Annotated in this window: 18 protein-coding genes and 1 tRNA gene; 6 read left to right on the forward strand and 13 right to left on the reverse strand. The window is 64.3% G+C overall.

Annotation, left to right across the window (positions count from 1 at the left end):
- Window positions 1-170 precede the first annotated feature (170 nt).
- The 3 genes from NKH99_RS00545 to NKH99_RS00555 form a co-directional block, all read right to left on the reverse strand.
- Window positions 171-2,039: an extracellular solute-binding protein gene (locus NKH99_RS00545; RefSeq protein ID WP_353011945.1), complete on the reverse strand. Its 1,869-nt coding sequence runs from the start codon at window positions 2,037-2,039 to the stop codon at window positions 171-173.
- Complete coding sequence (locus NKH99_RS00550; RefSeq protein WP_353011948.1) at window positions 2,039-3,922, reverse strand: extracellular solute-binding protein; 1,884 nt, start codon at window positions 3,920-3,922, stop codon at window positions 2,039-2,041. Before NKH99_RS00550 ends, NKH99_RS00545 begins: the two co-directional genes overlap by 1 nt.
- A 174-nt stretch (window positions 3,923-4,096) precedes the next feature.
- Entirely contained in the window at window positions 4,097-4,750 is a 654-nt protein-coding gene (locus NKH99_RS00555) for a c-type cytochrome (RefSeq protein WP_353011951.1), read from the reverse strand.
- A 192-nt stretch (window positions 4,751-4,942) separates the two neighbouring features.
- Between NKH99_RS00555 and NKH99_RS00560 the strand changes: the two genes are divergently transcribed.
- Both NKH99_RS00560 and NKH99_RS00565 read left to right on the forward strand, forming a co-directional pair.
- The gene (locus tag NKH99_RS00560; RefSeq protein ID WP_353011954.1) at window positions 4,943-5,671 is read left to right on the forward strand and encodes a 3-deoxy-manno-octulosonate cytidylyltransferase; all 729 of its coding nucleotides are present in this window, start codon (window positions 4,943-4,945) and stop codon (window positions 5,669-5,671) included.
- 33 nt (window positions 5,672-5,704) lie between these two features.
- Entirely contained in the window at window positions 5,705-6,568 is an 864-nt protein-coding gene (locus NKH99_RS00565; protein ID WP_023717847.1) for a prephenate dehydratase, read from the forward strand.
- A 7-nt stretch (window positions 6,569-6,575) separates the two neighbouring features.
- On the opposite strand, the gene NKH99_RS00570 is transcribed toward NKH99_RS00565, so the two are convergent.
- Window positions 6,576-6,932, reverse strand: a complete 357-nt coding sequence (locus NKH99_RS00570; protein WP_352770717.1) for a hypothetical protein — start codon at window positions 6,930-6,932, stop codon at window positions 6,576-6,578.
- A gap of 55 nt (window positions 6,933-6,987) precedes the next feature.
- A complete protein-coding gene (locus tag NKH99_RS00575) occupies window positions 6,988-7,932 on the reverse strand; it encodes a methyltransferase domain-containing protein (RefSeq protein ID WP_352770715.1) in 945 nt (314 codons plus the stop codon).
- Window positions 7,933-8,039: 107 nt separating this feature from the next.
- Between NKH99_RS00575 and NKH99_RS00580 the strand changes: the two genes are divergently transcribed.
- Both NKH99_RS00580 and NKH99_RS00585 read left to right on the forward strand, forming a co-directional pair.
- A complete protein-coding gene (locus tag NKH99_RS00580) occupies window positions 8,040-9,050 on the forward strand; it encodes a ligase-associated DNA damage response exonuclease (RefSeq protein WP_353011957.1) in 1,011 nt (336 codons plus the stop codon).
- Window positions 9,051-9,123: 73 nt separating this feature from the next.
- Complete coding sequence (locus tag NKH99_RS00585) at window positions 9,124-10,725, forward strand: cisplatin damage response ATP-dependent DNA ligase (RefSeq protein WP_353011960.1); 1,602 nt, start codon at window positions 9,124-9,126, stop codon at window positions 10,723-10,725.
- A 99-nt stretch (window positions 10,726-10,824) separates the two neighbouring features.
- Here the strand turns inward: NKH99_RS00585 and NKH99_RS00590 are convergent, their stop codons facing one another.
- Window positions 10,825-11,976, reverse strand: a complete 1,152-nt coding sequence (locus tag NKH99_RS00590; RefSeq protein ID WP_352767107.1) for a hypothetical protein — start codon at window positions 11,974-11,976, stop codon at window positions 10,825-10,827.
- Between the two features lie 341 nt (window positions 11,977-12,317).
- On the opposite strand from NKH99_RS00590, the gene NKH99_RS00595 reads away from it, so the two are divergent.
- Window positions 12,318-12,393 (forward strand) — tRNA-Thr (locus NKH99_RS00595).
- 28 nt (window positions 12,394-12,421) lie between these two features.
- Here the strand turns inward: NKH99_RS00595 and NKH99_RS00600 are convergent.
- From NKH99_RS00600 to NKH99_RS00610, 3 genes are all read right to left on the reverse strand, one after another.
- Window positions 12,422-13,042, reverse strand: a complete 621-nt coding sequence (locus tag NKH99_RS00600; RefSeq protein ID WP_352969843.1) for a LysE family translocator — start codon at window positions 13,040-13,042, stop codon at window positions 12,422-12,424.
- Window positions 13,043-13,151: 109 nt separating this feature from the next.
- Entirely contained in the window at window positions 13,152-13,718 is a 567-nt protein-coding gene (locus NKH99_RS00605; protein WP_353011963.1) for a hypothetical protein, read from the reverse strand.
- A 379-nt stretch (window positions 13,719-14,097) separates the two neighbouring features.
- Window positions 14,098-16,782: an ATP-binding protein gene (locus NKH99_RS00610; protein ID WP_353011966.1), complete on the reverse strand. Its 2,685-nt coding sequence runs from the start codon at window positions 16,780-16,782 to the stop codon at window positions 14,098-14,100.
- A 128-nt stretch (window positions 16,783-16,910) separates the two neighbouring features.
- Here NKH99_RS00610 and NKH99_RS00615 point away from each other — a divergent pair, with 128 nt between their 5' ends.
- Window positions 16,911-17,285 (forward strand): hypothetical protein, encoded by a 375-nt coding sequence (locus tag NKH99_RS00615; RefSeq protein ID WP_353011971.1) that lies wholly within the window; start codon window positions 16,911-16,913, stop codon window positions 17,283-17,285.
- A 26-nt stretch (window positions 17,286-17,311) separates the two neighbouring features.
- On the opposite strand, the gene NKH99_RS00620 is transcribed toward NKH99_RS00615, so the two are convergent.
- From NKH99_RS00620 to NKH99_RS00635, 4 genes are read right to left on the reverse strand one after another with little or no spacing between them, the layout of a single operon-like run.
- Complete coding sequence (locus tag NKH99_RS00620) at window positions 17,312-18,901, reverse strand: indolepyruvate oxidoreductase subunit beta family protein (RefSeq protein WP_353011974.1); 1,590 nt, start codon at window positions 18,899-18,901, stop codon at window positions 17,312-17,314.
- Window positions 18,894-21,047 carry a thiamine pyrophosphate-dependent enzyme gene (locus NKH99_RS00625; protein WP_353011977.1) on the reverse strand — a complete coding sequence of 718 codons (2,154 nt, stop codon included), beginning with the start codon at window positions 21,045-21,047 and terminating at the stop codon, window positions 18,894-18,896. Before NKH99_RS00625 ends, NKH99_RS00620 begins: the two co-directional genes overlap by 8 nt.
- Before the next feature lie 42 nt (window positions 21,048-21,089).
- Window positions 21,090-21,569 (reverse strand): MarR family winged helix-turn-helix transcriptional regulator, encoded by a 480-nt coding sequence (locus NKH99_RS00630; RefSeq protein ID WP_023676846.1) that lies wholly within the window; start codon window positions 21,567-21,569, stop codon window positions 21,090-21,092.
- On the reverse strand, window positions 21,569-23,140 hold the full coding sequence (locus NKH99_RS00635; protein ID WP_352921861.1) for a phytoene desaturase family protein: 1,572 nt from the start codon (window positions 23,138-23,140) through the stop codon (window positions 21,569-21,571). Before NKH99_RS00635 ends, NKH99_RS00630 begins: the two co-directional genes overlap by 1 nt.
- Between the last annotated feature and the right edge of the window lie 22 nt (window positions 23,141-23,162).

Consider the following 23,162-nt stretch of genomic DNA (forward strand, 5'->3'; position numbering starts at 1 on the left):
TTTCTCCCCGTATAGTGACGGGGAGAAAGGGGCTGGCCCTAGTCTCGGCGCTTCTATTGCGACGCTTATGATCGGCGAAACCATCGATGAAAGCGCCCCTCTCCCCGTCGCTATACGGGGAGAGGATGCCGGCAGGCAGGTGAGGGGCGGCGCCAGCGCTCGCAAGAAATTCAGGCTTTGCCAATTTTTGCCGCCTTGTCTTTGTCGAACCACCACGACGTCTCGACCGGAAAGTCGTAATCCGGCTTTTGAGCGGGAAAGCCGAACATGTCCCAGAAGGCAGCCCGGTGATTCGCCAGATGGTATGTTGGAATCCAGTCTAGCCGCGCGCGCAAGACCCGATCGAGCGCGTTGAGCGCGGTGACGAGTTCGATCCGGCTCTGCGCCTTGCCGACTGCCTCGATCAGCGCGTCGATGGCTTTGCTTTCCGTACCCGGATAGTTGCGCATCCCCGGCGTTTTCGCCATCCGGGAATTGTAGAGGATCTCCAAACCATCGGCGGTTGGCGTCGCTCCGATCGACCATGCGAGCATGTTGAAGTCGAAGTCGAAATTGCTCTGCCGCGCTTCAAACTGCGCCGAATCGACCTGCCGGACCGAAGCGTCGATGCCGATCGCCTTCATATTCTCGGACCACGGAAGGAAGATGCGAACGAGGCCATCGTCCTCGGCCAGCATTTCCACCCGCAGCCGGTCGCCCATGTCATTGACGACGAAATTGCCCGTTCGCTTCCAGCCGGCTTCGGCAAGCAGTCTCGAAGCCTCGCGCAGCAGCTTGCGGTCGTGGCCCGAACCGTCGGAGACGGGTTGCATCACCGGATCGCCGAAGGTCTCCGGCGGCAACTCGGCTCGAAACGGCTCCAGCAGTTTCAATTCCTGGGGTGAGGGCAGGCCCTTGGCCTTGTAGTCCGACCGCTCGAAGTTCGATTGCGAACGCTCGTAGGAGTCGAAAAACAGAACCCGCCTGGTCCATTCGAAGTCGAAGCAATAGGCGATTGCCTGTCTCACGCGAACGTCGCGGAACTGCGGACGGCGCTGATTGAGTGCGACAGCCTGCATGGATGGCGTTTTCTCGCCGGGAAATTCGCGTTTGACGACCCTGCCATCCTTCAGCGCTGGAAAGTCGTAGCCGGTCGCCCATACCCGCGCGGTGAACTCCTCGCGAAAATGCGTATCCCCTTTCTTGAACGCTTCAAACGCTGCCTGGCGATCAAGGTAGAAATCGATACGGATGCGGTCGAAATTATTAAGCCCGCGGTTCACGGCCAGATCGCGGCCCCAATAATCGGCGACGCGTTCATATTCGATGGTCTGCCCGGCCACCACCCGCCCCATTCGGTACGGCCCGGAACCGAGCGGTGGGGTCATCGTCGAGGCGTCGAAATCATTGGCCGTGTAGAAGGCTTTGGACACGATCGGCATTACGACGATCGCGAGGATATTCTGCGCCGACTGTTGGCCGTTGAAGGTAAGGCTGACTGTAAGCGGATCGATTGCGACCGCATCCGTCATGTGCCGCAGCGCTTGGGAAAGGTTCGGATGTCCCCGATCTTTGTAGAGGTTCAAGGCGAAGGCAACGTCCTCGGCGGTCAGCGGCGAGCCGTCATGGAAACGCGCTTGTGGCCGCAGGCTGAAGCGGAAGCCGTTGCGGTCCTGCGACAAGGTAACGGATTCGGCAAGCTGGCCGTAGACCGCATCCGGCTCATCGACTGCCCTTGCCATCAGCGAATCGAAACAGAGTTCGGTGCGCGGCGGCGAATCCCCTTTCAACACCAGCGAGTTCAGCGTGTTGAAAGTCAGGAAGCTCTGATTGAGGGTGGAGTTCGGCGGGGCGAAATTCATCCGGCCGCCCTTGGGAGCGTCCGGATTGACATAGTCGAAATGCGCGAAATCCGGAGGATATTTGAGATCGCCGAAGGCCGACAGGCCGTGCAGTTTCACGCCGGTCGGGATGGCGGCGAAAGCCCGGCCGGGCAGCAGCGCCGCGGCCGCGGCGGCACCGCCCAGGGCGAGGAAGTCGCGACGGGGCAGCGCCGTCATCAATTGCCACTCTTGTATTTGGCCGCCAGTGCCTTTTCCTTGACCGGGTCGATCCACCAGGAATTCTGGTCGACGCCGCTATAGGCGGGCTGCTTCTCCGGCATACCGAACTTGTTCCAGTAGGCCAGCCAAACCACGGCGCGGTAATATTGCGGCACGACATAGTAGTTCCACAGCAGCACCCGGTCGAGCGCATGGGTGGCGGCAACCAGATCGTCGCGGTCGGTGGCAAAGATGATGCGGTCGACCAGCGCATCGACGACCGGATTCTTGATGCCGGCGTAATTGCGTGATCCCGGCGTATCGGCGGCTTTGGAGCTCCAGAAATCGCGCTGTTCATTGCCGGGAGAGTCCGACTGCCCGAGTATCGAAGTGACCACGTCAAAGTCGAAGTGGGTGACTCGGTTGATATACTGGGTCTGGTCGATCAGGCGCAGCGTTGCGTCGACGCCGATTTTGCGCAGATTGGCGATATACGGGCTGGCGATGACCTGGTCGGTGTCGTTCCAGCCGAGGATCTCGAATTTGAACGGTTCGCCGGTCTTGGCGTTGACCATCTTGCCGCCCTTGATGATCCAGCCTGCCTTGGCGAACAGATCGACCGCGGTCTTCAGGTATTTGCGCTCAGCCTGCGGGTTGTCGTAGACCGGCAGCTTGAATTCCTGGGTAAAGACTTCAGGCGGCAGCTTGTCACGGTACTGCTCGAGGATTTCGAGTTCCTTGCCTTGCGGCAGGCCGCTCGACGCCAGTTCGGTGCCCTGGAAATAGCTGCTGGTGCGGGTGTTGGAACCGAAGAACAGGGTCCGGTTCATCGTCTCGAAATCGAACGGATACATCAGCGCGGCGCGCACCAGGCGATCCCTAAACAGCGGGCGCCTGGTGTTGAGCATGAAGGCCTGCATCGGTTCGGGCGACGCGGTCTTGAATTCCTTCTTGATGACGTCCCCGGCCTGAACTGCCGGGAAATTATAGGCCGTGTTCCAGCGCCTCGAACTGTTCTCCGGCTTGATGTCGTCCAGCCCGCCCTTGGTGAAGGCCTGCCAGGCGGCATTGTCGTCGAGAAAATAGGTGAAACGCTGCCTGTCGAAATTCTCGCGGCCGATTTTTACGGGCAGCTTGGCCGCCCAGTAATCGGGCACGCGCTGCCAGATGATTTCGGAGCCAGGCTTGAAGCTGGCGATCTTGTAGGCGGCGGAGCCGAGCGGCGGCTCCTGCGTCGGCTTTGTGACGTCGCGCTTCTTGCCGTTGGCGTCGGTGCCTTCCCACCAGTGCTTGGGCAGCACAACGAGATCGCCGATGATCTTCGGTAGCTCCCGGTTGCCCTTCTGGCTGAAGTGGAATTCGACCTCGCGGTCGGACACCGCGACGGCGTCGGTGACGTTTTCGAAATAGCGGCTGTACATCGGGCTGTTGGCCTTCAGCACCTGGAACGACCAGATCACGTCCTCGGTGGTGATCGGCTGCCCGTCATGCCATTTGGCCCGTGGATCGAGCCGGTAGGTCGCCGAGGAATAGTCGGCCGGATATTTGTAGCCGTCGGCGATCAGCGTATGGCTGGTGCTGCCCTCGTCCGTCGCCTGCTCCATCAGCGTGTCGTAGAGCAGGCCGCCGCCGAACTGCGCGAAGCCGGCGGCCGGCGAACCCTGCACGATGTAAGGATTGAAGCTGTCGAACGTGCCGAGCACCACTGAGTTCACTGTGCCGACCTTCGGTGCATCCGGATTGACGTAATCGTAGTGCTGGAAATTATCGCCGTATTTGGATTCGCCGATCAGCGACGAGGTCGTGCGCCATTCGTCCGCGAAGGCCGCCTGCAGGCCGCCGGCAAAAGCAGCCACAAACAGCACCGATTTCAGAAGCGTCCGCGCTCGGCCAACCGTCATGCGTTCTCCTCTTCGCGATATAGCGCCGTCACCATAGCGTCTGGGGCCCAATCTAGATCATTTGGCGGCGCTGAAAACCGCAACCGAGCGGCTTTGTCGTCGCATATGCATTTTTCCTAACGAAAAAGCCGGGCTGAACCCGGCTTTTTCAAGGATAATGTCATTACAGTTTTGTTATTTTGCGGGCGCCGCCGGGGCGGCTGGCGCCGCGCCTTCTGCCGGCTTGGCAGGGGCTGCACCTTCGGCCGGCTTGGCGGGCGCGTTTTCGGCCGAGGCGCCGGGCGCCGGCAGCGGCTTCGGATTGTCCGACAGCGTGCGCAGATAGGCGATGACGTTGGCGCGGTCCTCATGCTTCGGCAGGCCGGCGAAGCCCATCGCCGTGCCCTTCACGAACTTCTTCGGCGAGGTGATGAAGTGGTTGAGATTGTCGTAGGTCCACTTCTCGCTGCCGCCCTTGGAGAACTCCTTCATGCCGGCCGAATAGGCAAAGCCCTCATGCTCGGCGACCGGACGGTCGACGATGTCCCAGAGATCGGGCCCAACCTTGTTGGGGCCACCCTTTTCGCCGGAGTGGCAAGCCTGGCATTTCTTGAAGATGGCGGCGCCCGCTTCGGCGTTGGCGGTGGTCAGCAGCTCGGCGATCGGCTTCACGGCCGCGGCGGGAGCGGCCGGGCCGCCTTCGGCGGGCTCGGTCGCCTCGATGGCGAAGCCGGGCTTTTCTGGCGCCGGCGAGGCAAACAGCGCGTCGGATACGATGCCAACGGAAAAGACGATGAACACCGTGCCGAGAAAGCCGGCGAGTAGCTTGTTGACTTCGTTGGAATCCATACGCCCCAGGCTCCCTTTTCCGGCGGACCGATCCGTCCACTCCGTCCGTCGGTATCGTGAACCACCCTGCGAGGCGGTCAAATCGCGCGGAAACTAGGTCTTTTGCTCCGGCGTTGCAACACCTATAAGGGCGCTGCCAGTGAGACCTTTTGCCACTTTTGTCCTCCTCTTTTTCGAGCCCCTGCCCGCCTCATGTCCACGCTCATCCTGATCCCGGCCCGCATGGCCTCGACGCGCCTGCCGGGCAAGCCGCTGGCCGACATTGCCGGCACTCCGATGATCGTCCACGTCGCCCGCCGTGCTGCCGAGGCGGGGCTCGGCCGGGTCGTCGTCGCCACCGACACGCAAGGCGTTGCGGAGGCGGTGCGCGCGCATGGTTTCGAGGCGGTGATGACGCGGGCGGACCACGAAACCGGTTCCGACCGCATCTTCGAAGCGCTGACCATCCTCGACCCTGGCAACAGCGTCGAGACCATCGTCAATGTGCAGGGCGATCTGCCGACCATCGACCCCCTTGTTATCGGCGCCGCGCTGAAGCCTTTCGAGAACGCAGCGGTGGATATCGCCACGCTCTGCGTCGAGATCGTACGCGACGAGGAAAAGACCAATCCGAACGTCGTCAAGCTGGTCGGCTCGCCACTCTCGACGACGCGGCTCAGGGCGCTCTATTTCACCCGCGCCACCGCCCCTTGGGGCGAAGGCCCGCTCTACCATCATATCGGCCTCTATGCCTATCGCCGCGCCGCGCTCGAACGCTTCGTTGCGCTGAGGCCGTCGCCGCTGGAGCGCCGCGAGCGGCTGGAGCAGTTGCGGGCGCTGGAGGCCGGCATGCGCATCGATGCGGAGATCGTGCAGTCGGTGCCGCTTGGCGTCGATACGCCGGACGATCTCGAGCGCGCCAGGGCGCACCTTTCCAACTAAGAAATTCTTCCCCCAATTCCCGAGACCCCGCGCATGCCTGAAAAGACCAACAAAATATCCTTCCAGGGCGAGCCGGGCGCCAATTCCGACACCGCCTGCCGCAACATGTTCCCGTCGATGGAGCCGTTGCCGTGCCCGACCTTCGAGGACGCCTTCAACGCCGTCGAGACCGGCAAGGCCGATCTGGCGATGATCCCGATCGAGAACACCATTGCCGGCCGCGTCGCCGACATCCATCACCTCTTGCCGGAATCGAAGTTGCACATCATCGGCGAATACTTTCTGCCGATCCACTTCCAGCTGATGGTGCTGCCCGGCGTCAGGCGCGACGAGATCAGGACCGTGCACAGCCACATCCACGCGCTCGGCCAATGCCGCAAATACATCCGCAAGAACGGCTGGAAGGCGACGGTGGCCGGCGACACCGCGGGCGCCGCCAAGATGGTCGCCGCGATGAAGGACCGCACCATGGCCGCGCTGGCGCCGGCGCTGGCCTCAACGCTCTACGGGCTCGACATCATCGAGGAGAATGTCGAGGACACCGACAGCAACGTCACCCGCTTCGTCGTGCTGACCAAGAACAAGCAATGGGCTGAACGTCCCTCGGCCGACGCCAGGATGATGACGACCTTCATCTTCCGCGTCCGCAATGTGCCGGCGGCGCTCTACAAGGCGATGGGCGGCTTCGCCACCAACGGCATCAACATGACCAAGCTGGAAAGCTACCAGCTCGGCGCGTTTACGGCGACGCTGTTCTACGCCGACATAGAGGGCCATCCCGACGATCCGCTGGTGAAGCTGGCACTTGACGAGTTGCGCTTTTTCTCGCGCGAAATGCGCATCCTCGGCGTCTATCCCGCCAGCGCCTCGCGCGAGCAGTGGAAGGTGGCGGATTAAGATCCGGTCAGGTCAGGCCGAGCTTGTTCCGTTTGGCCGGCTTGCCGCATTCGCGCCGGCTGATCGACCGGTTCATGGCGTCGATCTTGCCGCTTGCCTGGTCGGCTTCGCGCTTGGCTTTCGAGCGCATATCCGGCGTGAACGGGCCAAAGCCCGTCGCCGGGTTGGAGAAGGACGGCTTGGCGTCCACCGGCAGATGATATTGCTGCGCCAGGCCGTTTCGTTGCGCCAGCAATTGATCGCAAGGCACCTTGTCATATAGCAGCGAGGACTGGACGTTTTCGTCCTGCCGTTCGGACATCGAATTGCCGACGCAGCCGGCCATCGCCAGGCAAGATGCCAAGACCGTCATGTTCCAGCGCATGAACGTGCTCCTTGTCTTTCGCAGCTGCGGCTTCTCATGCGCAGCGGCAGAAGTCTTAGCCAGATTTTACGCTGCCGGAAAGCAAGCTTGCCACTACGGCCAGCCCTTCGACCGGTTCGCGGCGATCCTGCCGGATGATCGTTGCCTGCAGCGACAGGATCGAAAAGCCGTCGGCATCCAGAACCCGCTCTACATAGCCTTGCGAATGCGCGTAGCGGCGCGACGGCTGCAGGGCGAAGCCGGCGCTGTCAGACGATTCTCCGCCCGGGAGCGTCTCGACGGAGAACGCAAACAGACCGCCGCCGGCAAGCATTCCGGCAATCTTGTTCACCACCTTTTCGAGTGCGCCGACATAGATGAACACATCGGCCGCCGTCACCAGATCGGCTTTCGGGCCAGAATAGCAAAAATCCTGCAGGTCCGTCTTGACGAGCAGATCGTAGACGCCTTTGGCGCGCGCCTGCCTCAGCATGCCGGCCGAGATGTCGTAACCCTCCAGCCGGTCGGCGATCGGCCGCAGCTTTTGGCCCATGAGGCCGGTGCCGCAGCCGAGATCGAGCGCCAGCGAAAACCGGCCCGGCCGTGCTGCCCGGATGGCGCGGTCGAGGCATTCGGGCAGACGGTAGCCGAGCCTGTCGACCAGTTCACCCTCGAAACTCCCGGCATAGTGGTCGTACAGCGTCTCGACGAAGGCGCTGGGCGGCGCCTGTGCCGCCGCCGCCATACCGATCAATTGCAGCTTGAGCACCGCGCCAAGCCTGTCCGCCGGGTCCAGCCGCAGTGCCGTCGTCCAGGCCTGCGCGGCACGATCGCGCGCGCCCGCCGCTTCCTGCATCTCGCCGAGGCGGAACCAGCCGGCTGGCCATTGCGGCGCCAGTTCGAGCGCGCCGAGCAGCAATTCCGCCGCTGCCGCATGATCGCCGGATGCATAGAGCATTTCGGCATAGTCGGCGCGGCGGTCGGCGGTCAAATCGCCGGACGAGGTCTGGAGCGGTTTCATGCGATCGGGTTCCGCCGGGTGTTTGCAGCCGGCTTGCGCTCTATGCTGGAGTCAGCAGTGACTTATAACAGGCTTCCCGCGCCGGAATTAGCGCCTATCTTGGGGCCATGCGCGCCAGCGACCTGCTTCATCCCCGGCCGGAAGGGCTGTATTGCCCGCCCGGCGATTTCTTCATCGACCCGGTGCGGCCGGTCAACCGGGCGCTGATCACACATGGCCATTCCGACCATGCCCGCTCCGGCCACCGCTCGGTGATGGCGACGCAGCAGACGCTCGACATCATGGGGCTGCGCCACGGCGACAGTTTTGCCGGAACGACGCAAGCCGCCGTGCTCGGCGAGACGATTGCGCTTGGCGGCGTCACCGTCAGCTTTCACCCGGCTGGCCATGTGCTTGGCTCGGCGCAGATCAAGGTCGCGCACCAGGGCACGTGCATCGTCGCGTCCGGCGACTATAAACGCCAGAAGGACGCGACCTGCGAGCCGTTCGAGCCGCTCAAATGCGACGTCTTCATCACCGAGGCGACGTTCGGCCTGCCGGTGTTTCGGCATCCGCCCGATAGCGAAGAGATCGCCCGGTTGCTGAAATCGACCGAGCAGTTTCCCGAGCGAACGCATCTGGTCGGCGCTTATGCGCTGGGCAAGGCGCAGCGCGTCATGCGGCTGCTGCGCGATGCCGGCTACGAAAAGCCGATCTACATCCACGGCGCGCTGGCCAAGCTCAGCGGATATTACCAGAGCCAGGGCATCGATCTCGGCACATTGGAACCGGCGACCGTCGAGACCGACCAAAAAAGCGACTTTGCCGGCGCCATCGTCGTCGGCCCGCCATCCGCCTTCGCCGATCGCTGGGCGCGGCGTTTTCCCGATCCGATGTCGTGCTTCGCCTCAGGCTGGATGCGCATCCGCCAGCGCGCCAAGCAGGGCGGCGTCGAGCTGCCGCTGATCATCTCCGATCACTCCGACTGGGACGAGCTGACGGCGACGATCAAGGAGACCGGCGCCGAAGAAATCTGGGTAACGCATGGCCGCGAGGAGGCGCTGGTGCGCTGGTGCGAACTCGAAGGCATCGCCGCCAGGCCGCTGCATCTGGTTGGTTATGAGGACGAGGGCGATTGATGGTGTTTTTGGATCCAGCAATCGCCGGTATGGCGCTCTGCGGCAAGCCTTTCTCATTGGCGTCGCCCCTTCCATGAACCGCTTCGCCGAGCTTCTCGACCGGCTGGTGCTGACGCCGTCGCGCAACGGCAAGCTGACGCTGTTGACCGATTATTTCCGCAGCGTCGAGGATCCGGACCGCGGCCTGGCGCTGGCGGCCATTACCGGCGATCTGTCCATCGCCGCGGTCAAGCCGGCGATGCTGCGCACGCTGGTGATCGAGCGCATGGATCCGGTGCTGTTCGGCTATTCCTACGACTATGTCGGCGACCTGGCCGAGACCGTGTCGCTGGTCTGGCCGCAATCGCCTCTCGATATTGCGAACCACGCGCCGACGCTGGCCGAGGTGGTGGCCAAGCTGCAGGCGGCGAGCCGCTCCGACGGGCCGCAGGTGCTGGCCCGGCTGCTCGACAGCGCCAGCAGTTCGGCGCGCTTCGCCATCATAAAGCTGGTCACCGGCGGCCTGCGCATCGGCGTCTCGGCGCGGCTGGCCAAGCAGGCGCTAGCCGATTTCGGCAAGGTCGATATCGCCGAGATCGAGGAACTCTGGCACGGGCTGACGCCGCCCTATATCGGGCTGTTCGCCTGGCTGGAGGGTAAAGCGGAAAAACCCAGGAAGACGGCGCTGGCGCTGTTCAGGCCGGTGATGCTGTCGAATGCCGTCGGCGACGGCGACCTCGAAAAGCTCGACCCGGCCGACTACGCGGCCGAATGGAAATGGGACGGCATCCGCGTCCAGGCGGCTTGCGAAGGCGGCATTCGCCGGCTCTATTCGCGCACCGGTGACGACGTCTCCGGCGCCTTTCCGGATCTTGCCGAGGCGATGGATTTTTCAGGCGCCCTCGACGGTGAGCTTCTGGTCGGAGACCCCAGGCAGGCGACGGGCACGTTCTCGGACCTGCAGCAACGGCTGAACCGCAAGACCGTGTCACCCAAGATCCAGCAGCAATACCCCGCCTTCATGCGCTGCTACGATGCGCTGCAGATTGGTGACGAGGATTTGCGCGGACTTCCCTTCCGCGAACGGCGCGCCCGGCTCGAGGCCTTCGTCAGGACGCTCGATCCGAGCCGCTTCGATCTGTCGCCGCTGGTCGAATTCACCAACTGGCAGGCGCTGGAGGAATTGCGCCGCAAGCCGCTGCATCCGGTCATCGAAGGCGTCATGCTGAAGCGCTGGGATTCGCCCTATGTGGCCGGGCGGCCGAAGGGCCCGTGGTTCAAATGGAAGCGCGATCCGCACACGGTCGACGCGGTGCTGATGTATGCCCAGCGCGGCCACGGCAAACGCTCGAGCTTCTATTCCGACTACACATTCGGCGTCTGGTCCGGGCCGGAAGGATCGGAGGAGCTGGTGCCGGTGGGAAAAGCCTATTTCGGCTTCACCGACGAGGAACTGAGGCAGATCGACAAATATGTCCGCGACAATACGATCGAGCGCTTTGGCCCGGTCCGCTCGGTGCGTGCCGACCGCAGGAACGGGCTGGTGCTTGAGGTAGCATTCGAAGGGCTCAACCGCTCGACGCGGCACAAATCCGGCGTCGCCATGCGCTTTCCGCGCATTTCGCGGCTGCGCTGGGACAAGCCGGCGGCCGAAGCCGACCGCATCGAGACGCTGCAGGCGCTGCTCGATAGTTAATGCATGTCGCGCAAAAAAGAGTGCAGCGGTTTTGCGGTAACGACATGCATCAAAACAAGAACCTGAAGCGCGTCGCATGAGGCCGGAACGCGACGTGCTTTAGGGAACGACAGAAACGCGGATCTCGTAGATGTCGACCGACTTGCCCTGCTTGTCGAAGTCGGAATTAATGGCGATGGTGCCGGCAGCGCCCGGACGCTTGTTGGGAAAGCGCACGTCGAACAGATATTCATTGCGCTCGCGACCGACGGCATAGCGCTTGCGGCCGCAGTCGCCGAGTTCGCCGAAATTGCAATCGACGGAAATCTGCGTCTCCTGGCCCTCCTCGGAGCGCGCGATGATGTCGAATGTGGCATGCTTGCCGGCCAGTTTTTCCAGCACGCCTTGTCCGACGTCGAAGCTGATGGCCGAGCCGGATGCCCCCGAGCGGATGCGCAGGAAGGAACCGCTTTCGTCCTGGATGACGTCGGCCTTGGTGTCCGACGGTGCATTGACCTGCGTCGGGTCACCCGGCGAAAAGACGTTGATCCAGTCGTGCGCCTGGTCCGCCTCGCCCTGCTTCGGCGGCGAAGCGGTGTCGTCCGGCGTGAAATCATCGCCGTCGACCGTTGGCGGCGCTTCCGGTGGCGCTGTGTCGAGCTCGGTCGCCGATTTGAAGACGCCGGTCTGGTTGGCGAAATAAAGGCCGATGCCGGCGGCTGCGAGCAGCGTCACACCGAAGAAGATGGCGGTCAAGGGCAGGCGCCGCCGCCTCGCCCGCCGGTCGTCGCGGTCGGGCGTCACTTCCGCGTCGTCCGTTTCGGCGTCGGCTTCGGTCGGAACCGAGGCCCCCATGTCGATCACGGGCGCCTCGGCAACAGGCGCATCGGGCATGATGTCGGGAACGACCGGCAGGACGCGCGACCGCGGCGCATCGGATTCGGGCGGCTGCGCCGGACCGTCAACGACGACATCGGGCGACGGCGCGGCTTCAGCTTCGGCCGGGGGCTCCACCTCCGGTGCTGCCTCCAAACTGTCGGTCGGCGCGGCGACGTCGGCAACCGCCGGCAGGAATTCCGATTCGATTTCGGTGATCTTCGCCTGGACCGCCTTGCGCCGCTTGATGGCGACCTCCACCGTGACGTTTGGATTGGCCTGCAGGGCACGGTCGAGTGCCGCGAAAGCCGATCGATAGACCCGCTCGCGAAACGCCCGGTCGTCGGCATTGCCTTTCTCGAAGGCATTGCGGATCGCTTTTTCGATCGCGTCCAAGCGAATTCCCTCTGCAATTTCACTCACATTGCCATGATCGTTAGCCGCAGGCGACCAATCAATCAACAAGCGAGCGGCCGCATTCTGCCTTGCCGAGGGGCACAAAGCTCATTTCGGCGGTTTTCGGTAAAGGAATCAACATTTTTCGCTGATTTTCCCGCCACCGCCAACGTGGCGGACGGGACGGCATCACGCGGCCAACGGCAGATCCGCGCGGCGGCTGCCCTTGCGCCCGGCCGGAGGCGGCACCAATTGCCTCGTCCTGAAATCGCGACTGCCATCTTGAATTCGCGGCCGGTTGCGTCTATCACGCAGCCCATCTTGGAAGCTCGGCTTCCCGGGCCGCTTTAGCTCAGTTGGTAGAGCACATCATTCGTAATGATGGGGTCAGGTGTTCGAGTCACCTAAGCGGCACCAAATCCCGCGCGCCTGCTTCAACCAGCGCTCAGCCGAGTGGAAAAGCTGACGCCACCGAGACGAGGGCGAGCATTGCCAGCACGATCCCCGCCGCCCGACAGATGACGCGATGATGCCGCACCGCGGCAGCGCGCACGAGAGGACGCGAAAGCGCTACGGCCAGGAATCCGTACCAGCCTATGTCGATGATGGCGACGATGGCCGCGACCATCAGCATCTCGTTCGAGGTCCGGATCGGCAGCATCAGCCCCATGAAGGCGACGGCGAAGAAAGTGGCGGTTTCAGGCGAGAGAATGCTGATGAGAAACCCGCCGGCAAACAATCCGGCCTGCCGAGGCGCTTCGCCGATGGCCGGCGGCGCCGTTCTGGCGATGCGCAGGGCCATCCAGCCCAGGACGGCCGCACCGGCGATCTTGACCGCCGGCACCGACAGCGACCCGGAAAGATGAACGGCGCCAAACGCCACCAGGACCGCCAGCACGGCGGTACCGGCGCCGATCCCGGTCACCAGCGGGATCGTCCTGCCAAAGCCGTGCAAGGAGGCAAGGCTGCCGGTCGCGAGGCCAATAGGGCCTGGCGTGATCATGATCACCGTATATGCCGCCAGGAATTGCAGCATCGCCGTCGACAGAATAAGCGAACTTGACATGCCAGTCTCCCGTTTGCTGCGCCGGTTACAGATTAGAGAAGAATCACCGTCGCGCTCCCACTCCATATTTCTCACCATGCGACGCTAAAATGCTTAGATGTTTTCGGATTTACTTTCCAAATAGAAGAATATCCCCGCGTGCCCAAAGCAGGTAACAGACGAGAAGCGTCGCAGGCATTGCGAGAGCCTGGATCTGATCGGTGCGAGCGTCAGCAATGACGCGGGCGACTTCGGTCGCCGTGACGATGATTGCCGGAAAGCGGCTGAGCAGTACCGAAAGGCGGAAGAGCTCCGGCACTTTAAGGCCGAAGAGCACCACGCCATGCGCGCCGAGCCTGAAGGCGCTGCCGAACTTGCCCACGGCATGGAGCAACCCCGATGTCACGACCAGGATTGGATTGCCGACGAGCAGCAGACTTGACCCGAGCACCAATGACCCGGTGCCGGACAGAAAATCTGCGCGCTGTATTGCCGACGGGTCGAGATGTCCGTTGCTGAGGGCGCGATGATACTCCTCGCCGCTGCGCAAGAAGATGGCGCTCGCCACCAGCAGCGCCAGTGAGTTCCAGCCGCCGGCGAGGTCGTGGCCGAAAATTAGAGGCGCGGCGAAAGTGCTGCTCGCCTCGGTTAACGCCAGCCGAATCTGCATGAACATGGCCATGCCGAGGCCCAGCACATTGCCGGCAATATAACAGCCTCCGGGTCCTGAAAGCCGCACCGCGACCGCTTGTGCCAATCGTTGTCCTGGCCAGCGCCGCTGGGCATCCGCTTTTTCGCTTGCCGACATCGCCCCTGCTCCTGGTACGATCCGCCCCAGCGACGGACGCCGGCGGCGGCCCCCGTTCCGCCGCCGTTGCCCGCCTTTTCCCCCGGATCGTGAAGGCGTCGTGGTGTTGGGAGGTCCATCCACGCTGCGAGCAGAAGCCTACGCGGAGCGGCGGGCGTGCAAATCGGTACCGCTACCCATTTTTAGGCGGTCGATTTCCCAGTTTTCGCGGAAATTTTGCTGTGGGAACTGCCCAGAGCCTGTTCCATCCCGACAGAATCGGCTGGGATCATGATCCAGTCTGGTGCGATTCCAGCGGATGAGTGCCCGTCAACAGCCACGGCTCGCCTCGCAGGCGCAGGAGGATTTCCATGCGGTTTGCGGCATTGAGCTTGCCGAGCAGCGAGGAGACGTGATGCTCGATCGTGCGGGGCGAGCGCGACAAATGTCGCGCGACCTCCTTGTTGCTGATGCCCTGGGCGATCAGGGCGAGCACCTTCTGCTCGTGCCGTGTCAGGCCGAGCGGATGGCGGCGGGCTGCCGCATAGGGTCCGCGCTGCACCTTCGGCAGCAGGCCTGACAGGCCCTGACGCTGCGCAAGCTTGCGCGCGAGCGCCGCGGCCGCGGGCGCGTCGATCTGGTCGAGCATCGCCACGGCGCGAGCGAGCGCCGCCCCCGCATCCGCCCCACGAACCTGCATGAGGGAAAGCGCTGCCTCGTAGGGCAGCGACAAACGCGTCCACTCCGCCGCGGCGGCCTGCGGATCGCCGAGAAGCTCGGCGGACCAGGGCGAGGGAATCGGCGCCGATTGCGCCGGCAGCGACCCGGGCATTCCGCATCGACGCCACCAGACCGACAATTCGCCAAGGTCCCGGGGGCGGAAATTGTCGAGGTTCATAGCCGCCAGCTCGGTAAGCTGCGCGTGGCTGGCGCCGACATCCTCGGCAAGCCAGGCCGCCTCCGCCAGCGCCAGGCGAACCGGGACGATACGCTGCGGCTCGCCGGTCGTCTGGCCCTCCACAAGCGCGCGCTGCAAAAGGTCGACGCCGTCGGTCTCGCCCAGCCTTACGCGGACCGTGCCAAGCACGGTGAGCGCCGGCAAGTGCATCACCATCGGCAGGCGTTCCACATTCATGACGCCCTGAGCGATGGTTGCGGCCTCGCGAAACCGGCCCTGTTCCATGCAAAGCTGCGCCTGCCGGCCGAGCAGGTATTGCGCCGCCGAATCGAGGTCGTGCCTGGTGCAGAATGCGATGCCTTCGGCCAGCAGCCGCTCCGCCAGCTCGAAGTCCTTGGCCACCACCGCGCATTCCGCAAAGTTCGTATAGGCCCGCGCCCCATGGTCGTGGAGCCCGTGCTCGAGCGCCAGGGCAAGGCTTTCCTCCAGCCGCTCAACGCCGCCGGGGCGGTTGGCAAACATGAGCGCGGTTCCGACATTGTTGAGGGCGTGAACACGCGTCTCGACCTCGCCCAGCCGATCGGCCAGACTGATCGCGCGCTCGCCCCATTCGATCGCCTCATCGAAACGATAGTGCAGCATGTGGAGCTGCGAGCGCGTGCTGTAGGCCATTGCCACCTCGGGACCGGGCGGCAGGCTTTCCACCTCACGCACGGCCTGGTCCGCATATTCCTCCGCTTGCGGGCCTTCGCCGCGCCGCCAGTGCAGGCGCGACAGCCAGCGTAGATTAAGGCCTACCTTGTCGATCCGGCCCAGTTGCCGCCAGATAGCGATGGCGCGATGCCGGGCCTCGATGATGGCGTCATAGACAAGCAGCGCCAACCCGGCCTCGTACGCCCAGTCCTCATGGAGTTGCGCGGCCAGCTCCGGCGGGGCCTGGTCGACATATCTGAGTGCGGTCGCCAGATGCGAGGCCGCCTCCCGATGCGCCCCCAGACGCGCGGCCTGGCTGGCGGCGAGCGGCGCGAGTTCGAGCACGCGTTCGCCATTGTCGGCGCCGCCGGCGTGGTGCACGCGGCGCGAAAGCAGAGCGCTTGCCTGCGAGGCCGGAACTTCCGAGAGTGCCGCTTCGACCTTCGCATGGAGCGAGCGTTGCACAGAGGGGGAGAGCCGGTCGAGCGTCGCTTCCCTGGCAAGCTCGTGGCGAAATGTCAGCGCGCCCTGGTCGTCCCGCCGCAGCAATCCGCGCACGACACATCGATCGACGAGCGCTTCGGCCTCGGCCCCGAGAAGGGCCCGGATCAGCCACGGCTCAACGCTGCCCGGCATGATGCTCATGACCTCCAGGACGTCGCGCTCTCCAGGCGTCAGGCGCGACAGGCGCGACCACACCGCGTCGCGTATGGAATCGGGCACACGCGTCGATTCGGTCTCGCTGCTGGACAGGAGCTCGGTAACGAAGAAGGGATTGCCCTCGGTAATGCGATAAAGCCCGTCGGCGGAACGGCCGGCCTGTTCGGCCAGCATTGTCACCGCCTGGGGAGACAGCGGTTTAAGCGTCACGCGGCGTACCGAGGCGGCGGGAAGATCGCCGAGCACGTGGGTCAGCGGGTGATCGGCGTTCAAATCCTCTCTGCGCATGCTCAGCACCAGCATGGTGCGGAGCAGGGAGACGCGGCGCCCGAGATATCTTACGAGGTCGAGCGTCGCATTGTCCGCCCAATGCATGTCCTCGAAGATGAGCACGGTCGTGCCCTTGGCGCGCTGCAGCGCATTCAGCAATGCCGGGAAAAGCCGCTCCGGCGCAGCGGTTTCCTCAAGCAGCGCCGCCACGCGCGGGTCGAGCAAGTGCGCCATGTCCTGGAGAGGGCCCAATGGGCGCGGCGTGAAGAGCGCCTCGCACCAGCCCCACAGCACCCGGCAGTCCCGGTCGGCGTTTTCCGCGAATTCGCGCAGCAGAGAGGTCTTGCCCAGGCCCGCCTCGCCGTGCACCAGCACGGTCCCGCCATGTCCGGCTGCAGCTCTCTCGGCCGCGGCCAACAAAGCTCCAAGTGGGTCCTCTCGCTCAAGCAGCATCAAGCCCGCGCCTCCAGAATATTGAAGGTACAACAGCAGGCAATGAGTGCAACACAGTCGTTTCACATGGCCGGGGATGTTTGGCAAATAGCCGCTCGGAACCGGGCGTCATTTGTCCTGGAGCAGATATGTTTGCTGCTGCCGTAGGCACGAAGGCCACAGAACAGGCAGACCGCCACGGCTGCAAGCCGTCGGCAAGACCTGGCGAAGCGGACAGGATAGCCTTCACTTCCTTGGTGACAGTGGCGAAAGAAACGCGTTCCATAGATCCAGCCCCAAGCCCATCTCATCGTCGGCTGTTCCGGCCTGACGTTCAACAGGGGAAGAAAATCATGGAAGAGGAAGACGACATCCTGAGCGACCTGAGCTATGTCGCCGAAAATTTCGACGATGTGGGAAAGGAAACGATCATTCTGGTGCTGGAAGCCGCGATCGCCGAGATCATCGGCCTCAGAATCACCGTGCAGACTGCCGCGTCGAAGGCGAAATGGGCGCCAGACTGAGTTGCAGCCGGGGTTGAACGAGCGCCTCACCTCACCGGATTGTCGCCCAGCGACGCCACAGTCTTCAGCGCGCCGTCGAGCATGTCACCCTTCTCGTCCTTCAGCGCCGCTTCGCGCAGGCGCCGGATCCAGTCTGCGGCGTCCGGGCGGCCCTTGAGCTGGTCGAGCGCCGACAGCACCCGGTCGAATTTCGACTGGGCGCGGGCGTGGGTGTCGCTGTAACCCTTGATCAGCCGGCGGCAGTTGAGGATCTCCGTACCAAGCGCGTAGTCCTGGCCGACTTGGCCCAGCGCCAGCGCATACCAGCGCTCGAGATGCGCGGTCTCGACCTTGTGGCGCAGCAGGCGGCGGCGCCAGCGGCGCAGGCCGCCGATGAACCACAAAGCGGCAAAGCCGGCGAAACTGTCGGTGCGGATGCGGCGGCCGCGATTGATGCGGCGGTCGAGAAAGGCGGCGAGCTTCGGCCGGTCCTCGATGTAGCTGCCGAGCCCGGCCGGCAGCGTGCCGCAGAATTCCTCGATGCGCGGGTGGAAATATTCGGTCACCTGCAGGACCGAGCCGTCCTTGACGCCGACCTCACGGCGTACGCGTCGGTCGCGGCTCGAGCGCGTCTTCAGGTCGGCGACGCGGATCATGTCGTCGTAGCACATGGCGTTGGCCAGATGCTTGGCGGCGGCGATCGACAGAGCGTAGGCGTGTTCGGCATCGTCCAGCGCGACTGCCTGGTCGAGCCTATCGAGATACTCGCCGCCATAAGCAACGTCCTGATAGTCGACCACTTTTTTCAGGCCGCGAAGCGCCATGTCGCGGACAGGAGCCGGCAAAGCATCGACCCGGGCGGCCAGCGATTGCCAGCCTTTTAACAGGCTTTCCGGGCCGCTGACTTCTGTCGCGGCGCCCGAGGCGGTTTCAGCGGCCGCCGGCCCTGCAGTCTTGTCGCCCGAAGGCGCACTCGCGAAGCCGCGCGCCCGATCGTAGGCGACGCCGAATGCGGCGAGGCTGGCCTTGACGCCGCGGCCGCCGGCGCCGATCGCCTGCTCGTAGCTCTCGCGTGTAAACGGCAAGGCGTCGGAGCCGGCCAGCGCGCCGAGCAGGCTGGCCGAGATCATCGAGCCATTGTCGGCGGCGATCTTCTCCATATCGAAGGCGATGAAGCGCTTGGCCGCGGCTTCCGCCGTGGCATGCACCTTCGAGGACGAGGCGCGGCCATCGCCGGGCTCGATCTTCTCCGAGACCGCGGCGATGCGGTGCGACGAGGCGATCAGCGTCGTGCGCTCGGGCGTGACGAAGCCGCGGATGATGGCGCGGCCGGCCTCCATCAGTTCGGCCGCAATCAGGATGTCGACGTCGCCCTGCGACGGCGACAGCGCGAAGACCGGCAGGCGGCCGGTGTCGCGGCACATTTCGACATAATAGATGGTGGCGCCGGTGCGCTGGGCGACGCCGGCAACGGAGGTCGATTGCGCGACGTAGCCGTTGCGCTCGGCGACGTCGGTGATCCAGTCGGCCAGCACGCCACCGCCCTGGCCGCCGACAGCCAGCACGGCAAGCTTGATGACGCGCTCGTCGTCCGGCGCGCCGGCCTTTGAACGGGTTGATGGAACGGCGTCAAGCATCGGCGAATATCAGGCGCCGGCTTTCACGGCGCCGCTGCAAGAGACTGATCGTGGCACGACGCGCGGCTTCAAGGAAACGGTCCCAGCGGCTCGGATTGTGGACGACATCGGCGCGGTAGAAGGACGGGCAGAGCACCGCCGCATCGGCAACCTCGCCGCAATTGCCACAGCCGACGCAGCTCTGGTCGATATGCGCCACCGGATCGTCGCGCAACGGGTCGTCCAGCGACTTCACCGAAAGCGACGGGCAGCCGGACAGCCGCATGCAGGCATGGTCGCCGGTGCAGATATCTTCGTCGACACCGAATTTCGGCTTGACTATGCGCGTCCCGCCCTTGATCGCCTTGTCGACCAGCGGCTTTTCGCGGCGCTGCCGGTTGAGCATGCATTCGGACGACGCGACAATGACTTTCGGGCCCTTCTCGTCCGTCGTCAGCGCCTCGCGCAGCGTGTCTTGCATTCTGGTTACGTCGTAGGTGCGGTCGATGTGGCGCAGCCATTTGACGCCCATGCCCTTCACCGCCTCGGTGATCGGGTGCTTGGTCGACTTGGTCTTGTTGCCGGCGCGGGACGACAGGATGTCCTGCCCTCCGGTCGCGGCCGAATAGAAATTGTCGACGATGACGATGACGCCGTCATTCTTGTTGAACACGGCATTGCCGACCGAGGAGGTCAGGCCGTTGTGCCAGAAGCCGCCGTCGCCGACGAAGGAGATCGAGCGGCGCTTGGCATCGGGCGAATTGAACGCCGAAGCCGAGGCCGGCCCCAGCCCGTAGCCCATGGTAGTGGCACCTAGCTCGAAAGGCGGCATGATCGAGAACAGATGGCAGCCAATGTCGGAGGCGATGTGGTGCTTGCCCAGCTCCTGCTCGACCAGCTTGGTGGCGGCGAAGATCGGCCGCTCCGGGCAGCCGACGCAGAAGCCGGGCGGGCGGCCCGGGACGACGTTGATCAGGTCGGCGGCGTCGAGCCCGTCGCCGATCTTGTTCGGCGCGCGGACCTCGCTTGGCAGCAGATGCGGGATGGTGGCACGCAGGAACGATCCGATGCCGTCGAGCATCACCTGGCCGGTATATTCGCCGGCCATAGGCAGATGTTCCTTGCCGACGAGCCTGGTGCCGCGGCCGGCCTTGTGCAGCATCGCGGCAAAGGCCTGTTCGATGTAGTTGGGCTGGCCTTCCTCGACGACGAGAACGGCGTCCTTGCCTTCGCAGAAGGACAGGAACTCGTCGTCGACTAAGGGATAGACGGCGTTGAGCACATAGAGCGGCACGTCGGTGTCGCCATAAGTGTCGGCGAGGCCGAGCCGCTGCAGCGCCCGGATGACCGAATTGTACATGCCGCCCTGCATGACGATGCCGACCGAGCCATGCTCCGGGCCGAAAAACTCGTTGATCTTGTTGGCGCGGATGAAATCCACCGCCGCCGGCCAGCGTTTCTGCACCTTTTCCTTCTCGTGCAGGAAGGACGCGGGCGGCAGCACGATGCGGCCGGTGTCGCGGCGCGGCGCCTCGAGCGCATCGGCCACAGTCATTGCCGGGCGCTTGTTGTCCTTGGCGATGAAATGGCCGTGGACATGGCAGCAGCGAATACGGACCTGCAGCATGACCGGCGTGTTGGAAACCTCGGACAGCTCGAAGCCGTCCTCCACCGCCTTGACGATCGACGGCAGGTTCGGTCGCGGGTCGAGCAGCCAGACCTGGCTCTTCATGGCAAAGGCGTGGCTGCGCTCCTGCATGATCGAGGAGCCTTCGCCGTAATCCTCGCCGACGATAATCAATGCACCGCCGGTGACGCCGCCGGAAGCGAGATTGGCGAGCGCGTCGGAGGCGACATTGGTGCCGACCGTCGACTTGAAGGTCGCCGCGCCGCGGATAGGATAATGCACGGATGCCGCAAGCATAGCGGTGGCGGTCGCCTCCGAGGCGCTCGCCTCGAAATGCACGCCGAGCTCGCCCAGGATATCCTGCGCGTCGGCCAGCACGTCCATCAAATGGCTGATCGGCGCGCCCTGATAGCCGCCGACATAGCCTACGCCGCATTGCAGCAGCGCCTTGGTGATGGCGAGAATGCCTTCGCCGGAAAACTCCTCGCCGGCGCCGAGCCTGAGCTTTTCGACTTCCTTGGCAAAAGACCGTTCGGCCATTTTGGGCTCCTTCCGTTACCGCCCCGATGGCGGCGCGTAAGATCAGATGTCGTGCTTGCGAATGTTCTTCAGCATCTTCTGCAATGTCGCGATCAGCGCCGCGTATTCGGCATCGTCGACATCGTCGAACATTGCCTCGAAAGCGTCGTGCATGGCCGGCCAGGCGCGCGCGAACTCGGCGCGGCCATCGTCGGTCAGGAACACATGGCGGATACGGCTGTCGGTGACCCCCTGCTCGCGCCGCACAAACCCTTGCCCCTCCAGCGTGTCGAGCGTCCGGCTCAAGGTCGACTGCTCGATGACGGTATAGACCGAGAGATCGTTGACGGTGACGCCATCGGTGACCGACAACACGGCCAGCGTGCGCACCTGCGGAATGGTCAGGCCCTGCCTGCGGAAATTGTCACGCAAGGTGGCGTTGTAGCGGCCCATGATGCGGTTCATCAGATAGGGCGCGAATTGCTGCAGGCCGATCTGGCCCAAAGTCGAGATGCGCTGGCGCTTTTCAACCTTCTGTTCCATCACAGCCTCCCCGCCAGGAGAAAGCCGGAGCCGCCGCCCAAGCCAGCACCCGGATGGGTCGAGGCACCGATGTGGTACAGACCCCTGACCCCGGTGGCGTGATTGCGGCTCGTCTTGAACGGCCGCCACAGAAACGACTGGTCGATAGCCGAGGAACCGCCATAGGGGTCGCCGCCGACCAGATTGATGTTCATCGCTTCCAGGTCGGCCGGCGAACAGGCGCGGCGTGCGATGACGCTGTCCTTGAACCCATCGATATGGCTGGCGAGGATCGCTTCGGCACGGTCGGCATAGGCTTCGCGCAGCGCCTCGGTCCAGCGACCGTCTGCCGGTGTCTGCAGTTTGCCGGCGGCATCGCCCTTGATATGCCGTGGCGCCTCGGGCAGTTGCAGCCACAGGACCGCCTTGCCGTCCGGGCAGCGCGACGGGTCGAGCGCGTGCGGCTGGCCGACGCACATGGTCGGCACCTCCGGCAGCATGCCGCGCACGGCTTCGTTGCAGGCCTTCGAGACGCCGTCGAGCCCCGGCGTCAGATGCAGCAGCGCGACCTTGTCCAGGCCCTCGCCGCGCCATGCCGGCGGCTTGTCCAAGGCATAGTGGATCTGGAAATTGCTCTTGCCGTAGCGGTATTTTTGCGCTGCCTCGACGTCGGCTTTCGGCGCCGCGTCGCCGAGCAGCCGCTCGTAGAGCTGGGTCGGCGTGACCGAGCAGATGACGCTCTTGTTCACGTTGATCGTTTCGCCCGAAGCCAGCCGCACGCCGGCGGCGCGGCCTCCGCTTTGGACAATAGCCGCGACGTCGGCGCCGGTGCGGATTTCGCCGCCACGTTCCCTGATCAGGGCTTCGAAGGCGGCCAGCAGATTCCTGGCACCGCCCTTGACGATCGGCGCGCCGGCCGCCTCAAGCGCGAAGGCGATGACCTTGGCGATCTGGCCGGAGAACGCGTCCTCAGGCCCGAGGCCGGCATGCAGCACCCAGGGCGCCCACAGCGCGCGCATGGTTTCCGACTGGTAGGTGCTTTCCAGCCAACCGCGCGCCGGCACCAGCGCGCTGCCGAGAAAGGCGGCAAGGCCACGCGGGCCGCGCCGCCAGGCTTCACCCGCCAGCAGCCTGGCCGTCGGGTAGGACCACAGGCTGCCACCGAGCAGTCCGAACAGCAGACCGGCGTTGCGCTCGATCTCGCCGACATCGTTTGCGTGCCGGTCGCCGTCGCCCGCGGCAAGCGCATTGATCGCCGCTACATTGGCGATACGATCGGTGCGCAGGACGGCATGGCTGCCGTCCGGGCGCAGCACACCGGTCGGCGTGGAGGTGTTGCAAAACTCCAGGCCGTGCCGCGCCAGATCCTTGCCCAGCGCCGCATAGGCCGGCGAGGTGATGAACAGGACAAAGGTCGTCGCCATCACGTCGTGGATGAAGCCGGGCGCGGTGATTTCTTCGGTGCGCATGCAGCCGCCGATGCGGTCGTTGCGCTCGAGCACCAGCACCTTCGCCCCCTTGCCGCCAAGCATCGCCGAACAGACCAGCGCGTTGATGCCGCTGCCGACGACGATGTGATCGGGAGCGCTCATCGATGCGTGCTCCTAGCCGGCA

The organism is Mesorhizobium sp. M0854, from assembly GCF_040319815.1.
In the GTDB taxonomy this organism is placed as follows: domain Bacteria; phylum Pseudomonadota; class Alphaproteobacteria; order Rhizobiales; family Rhizobiaceae; genus Mesorhizobium.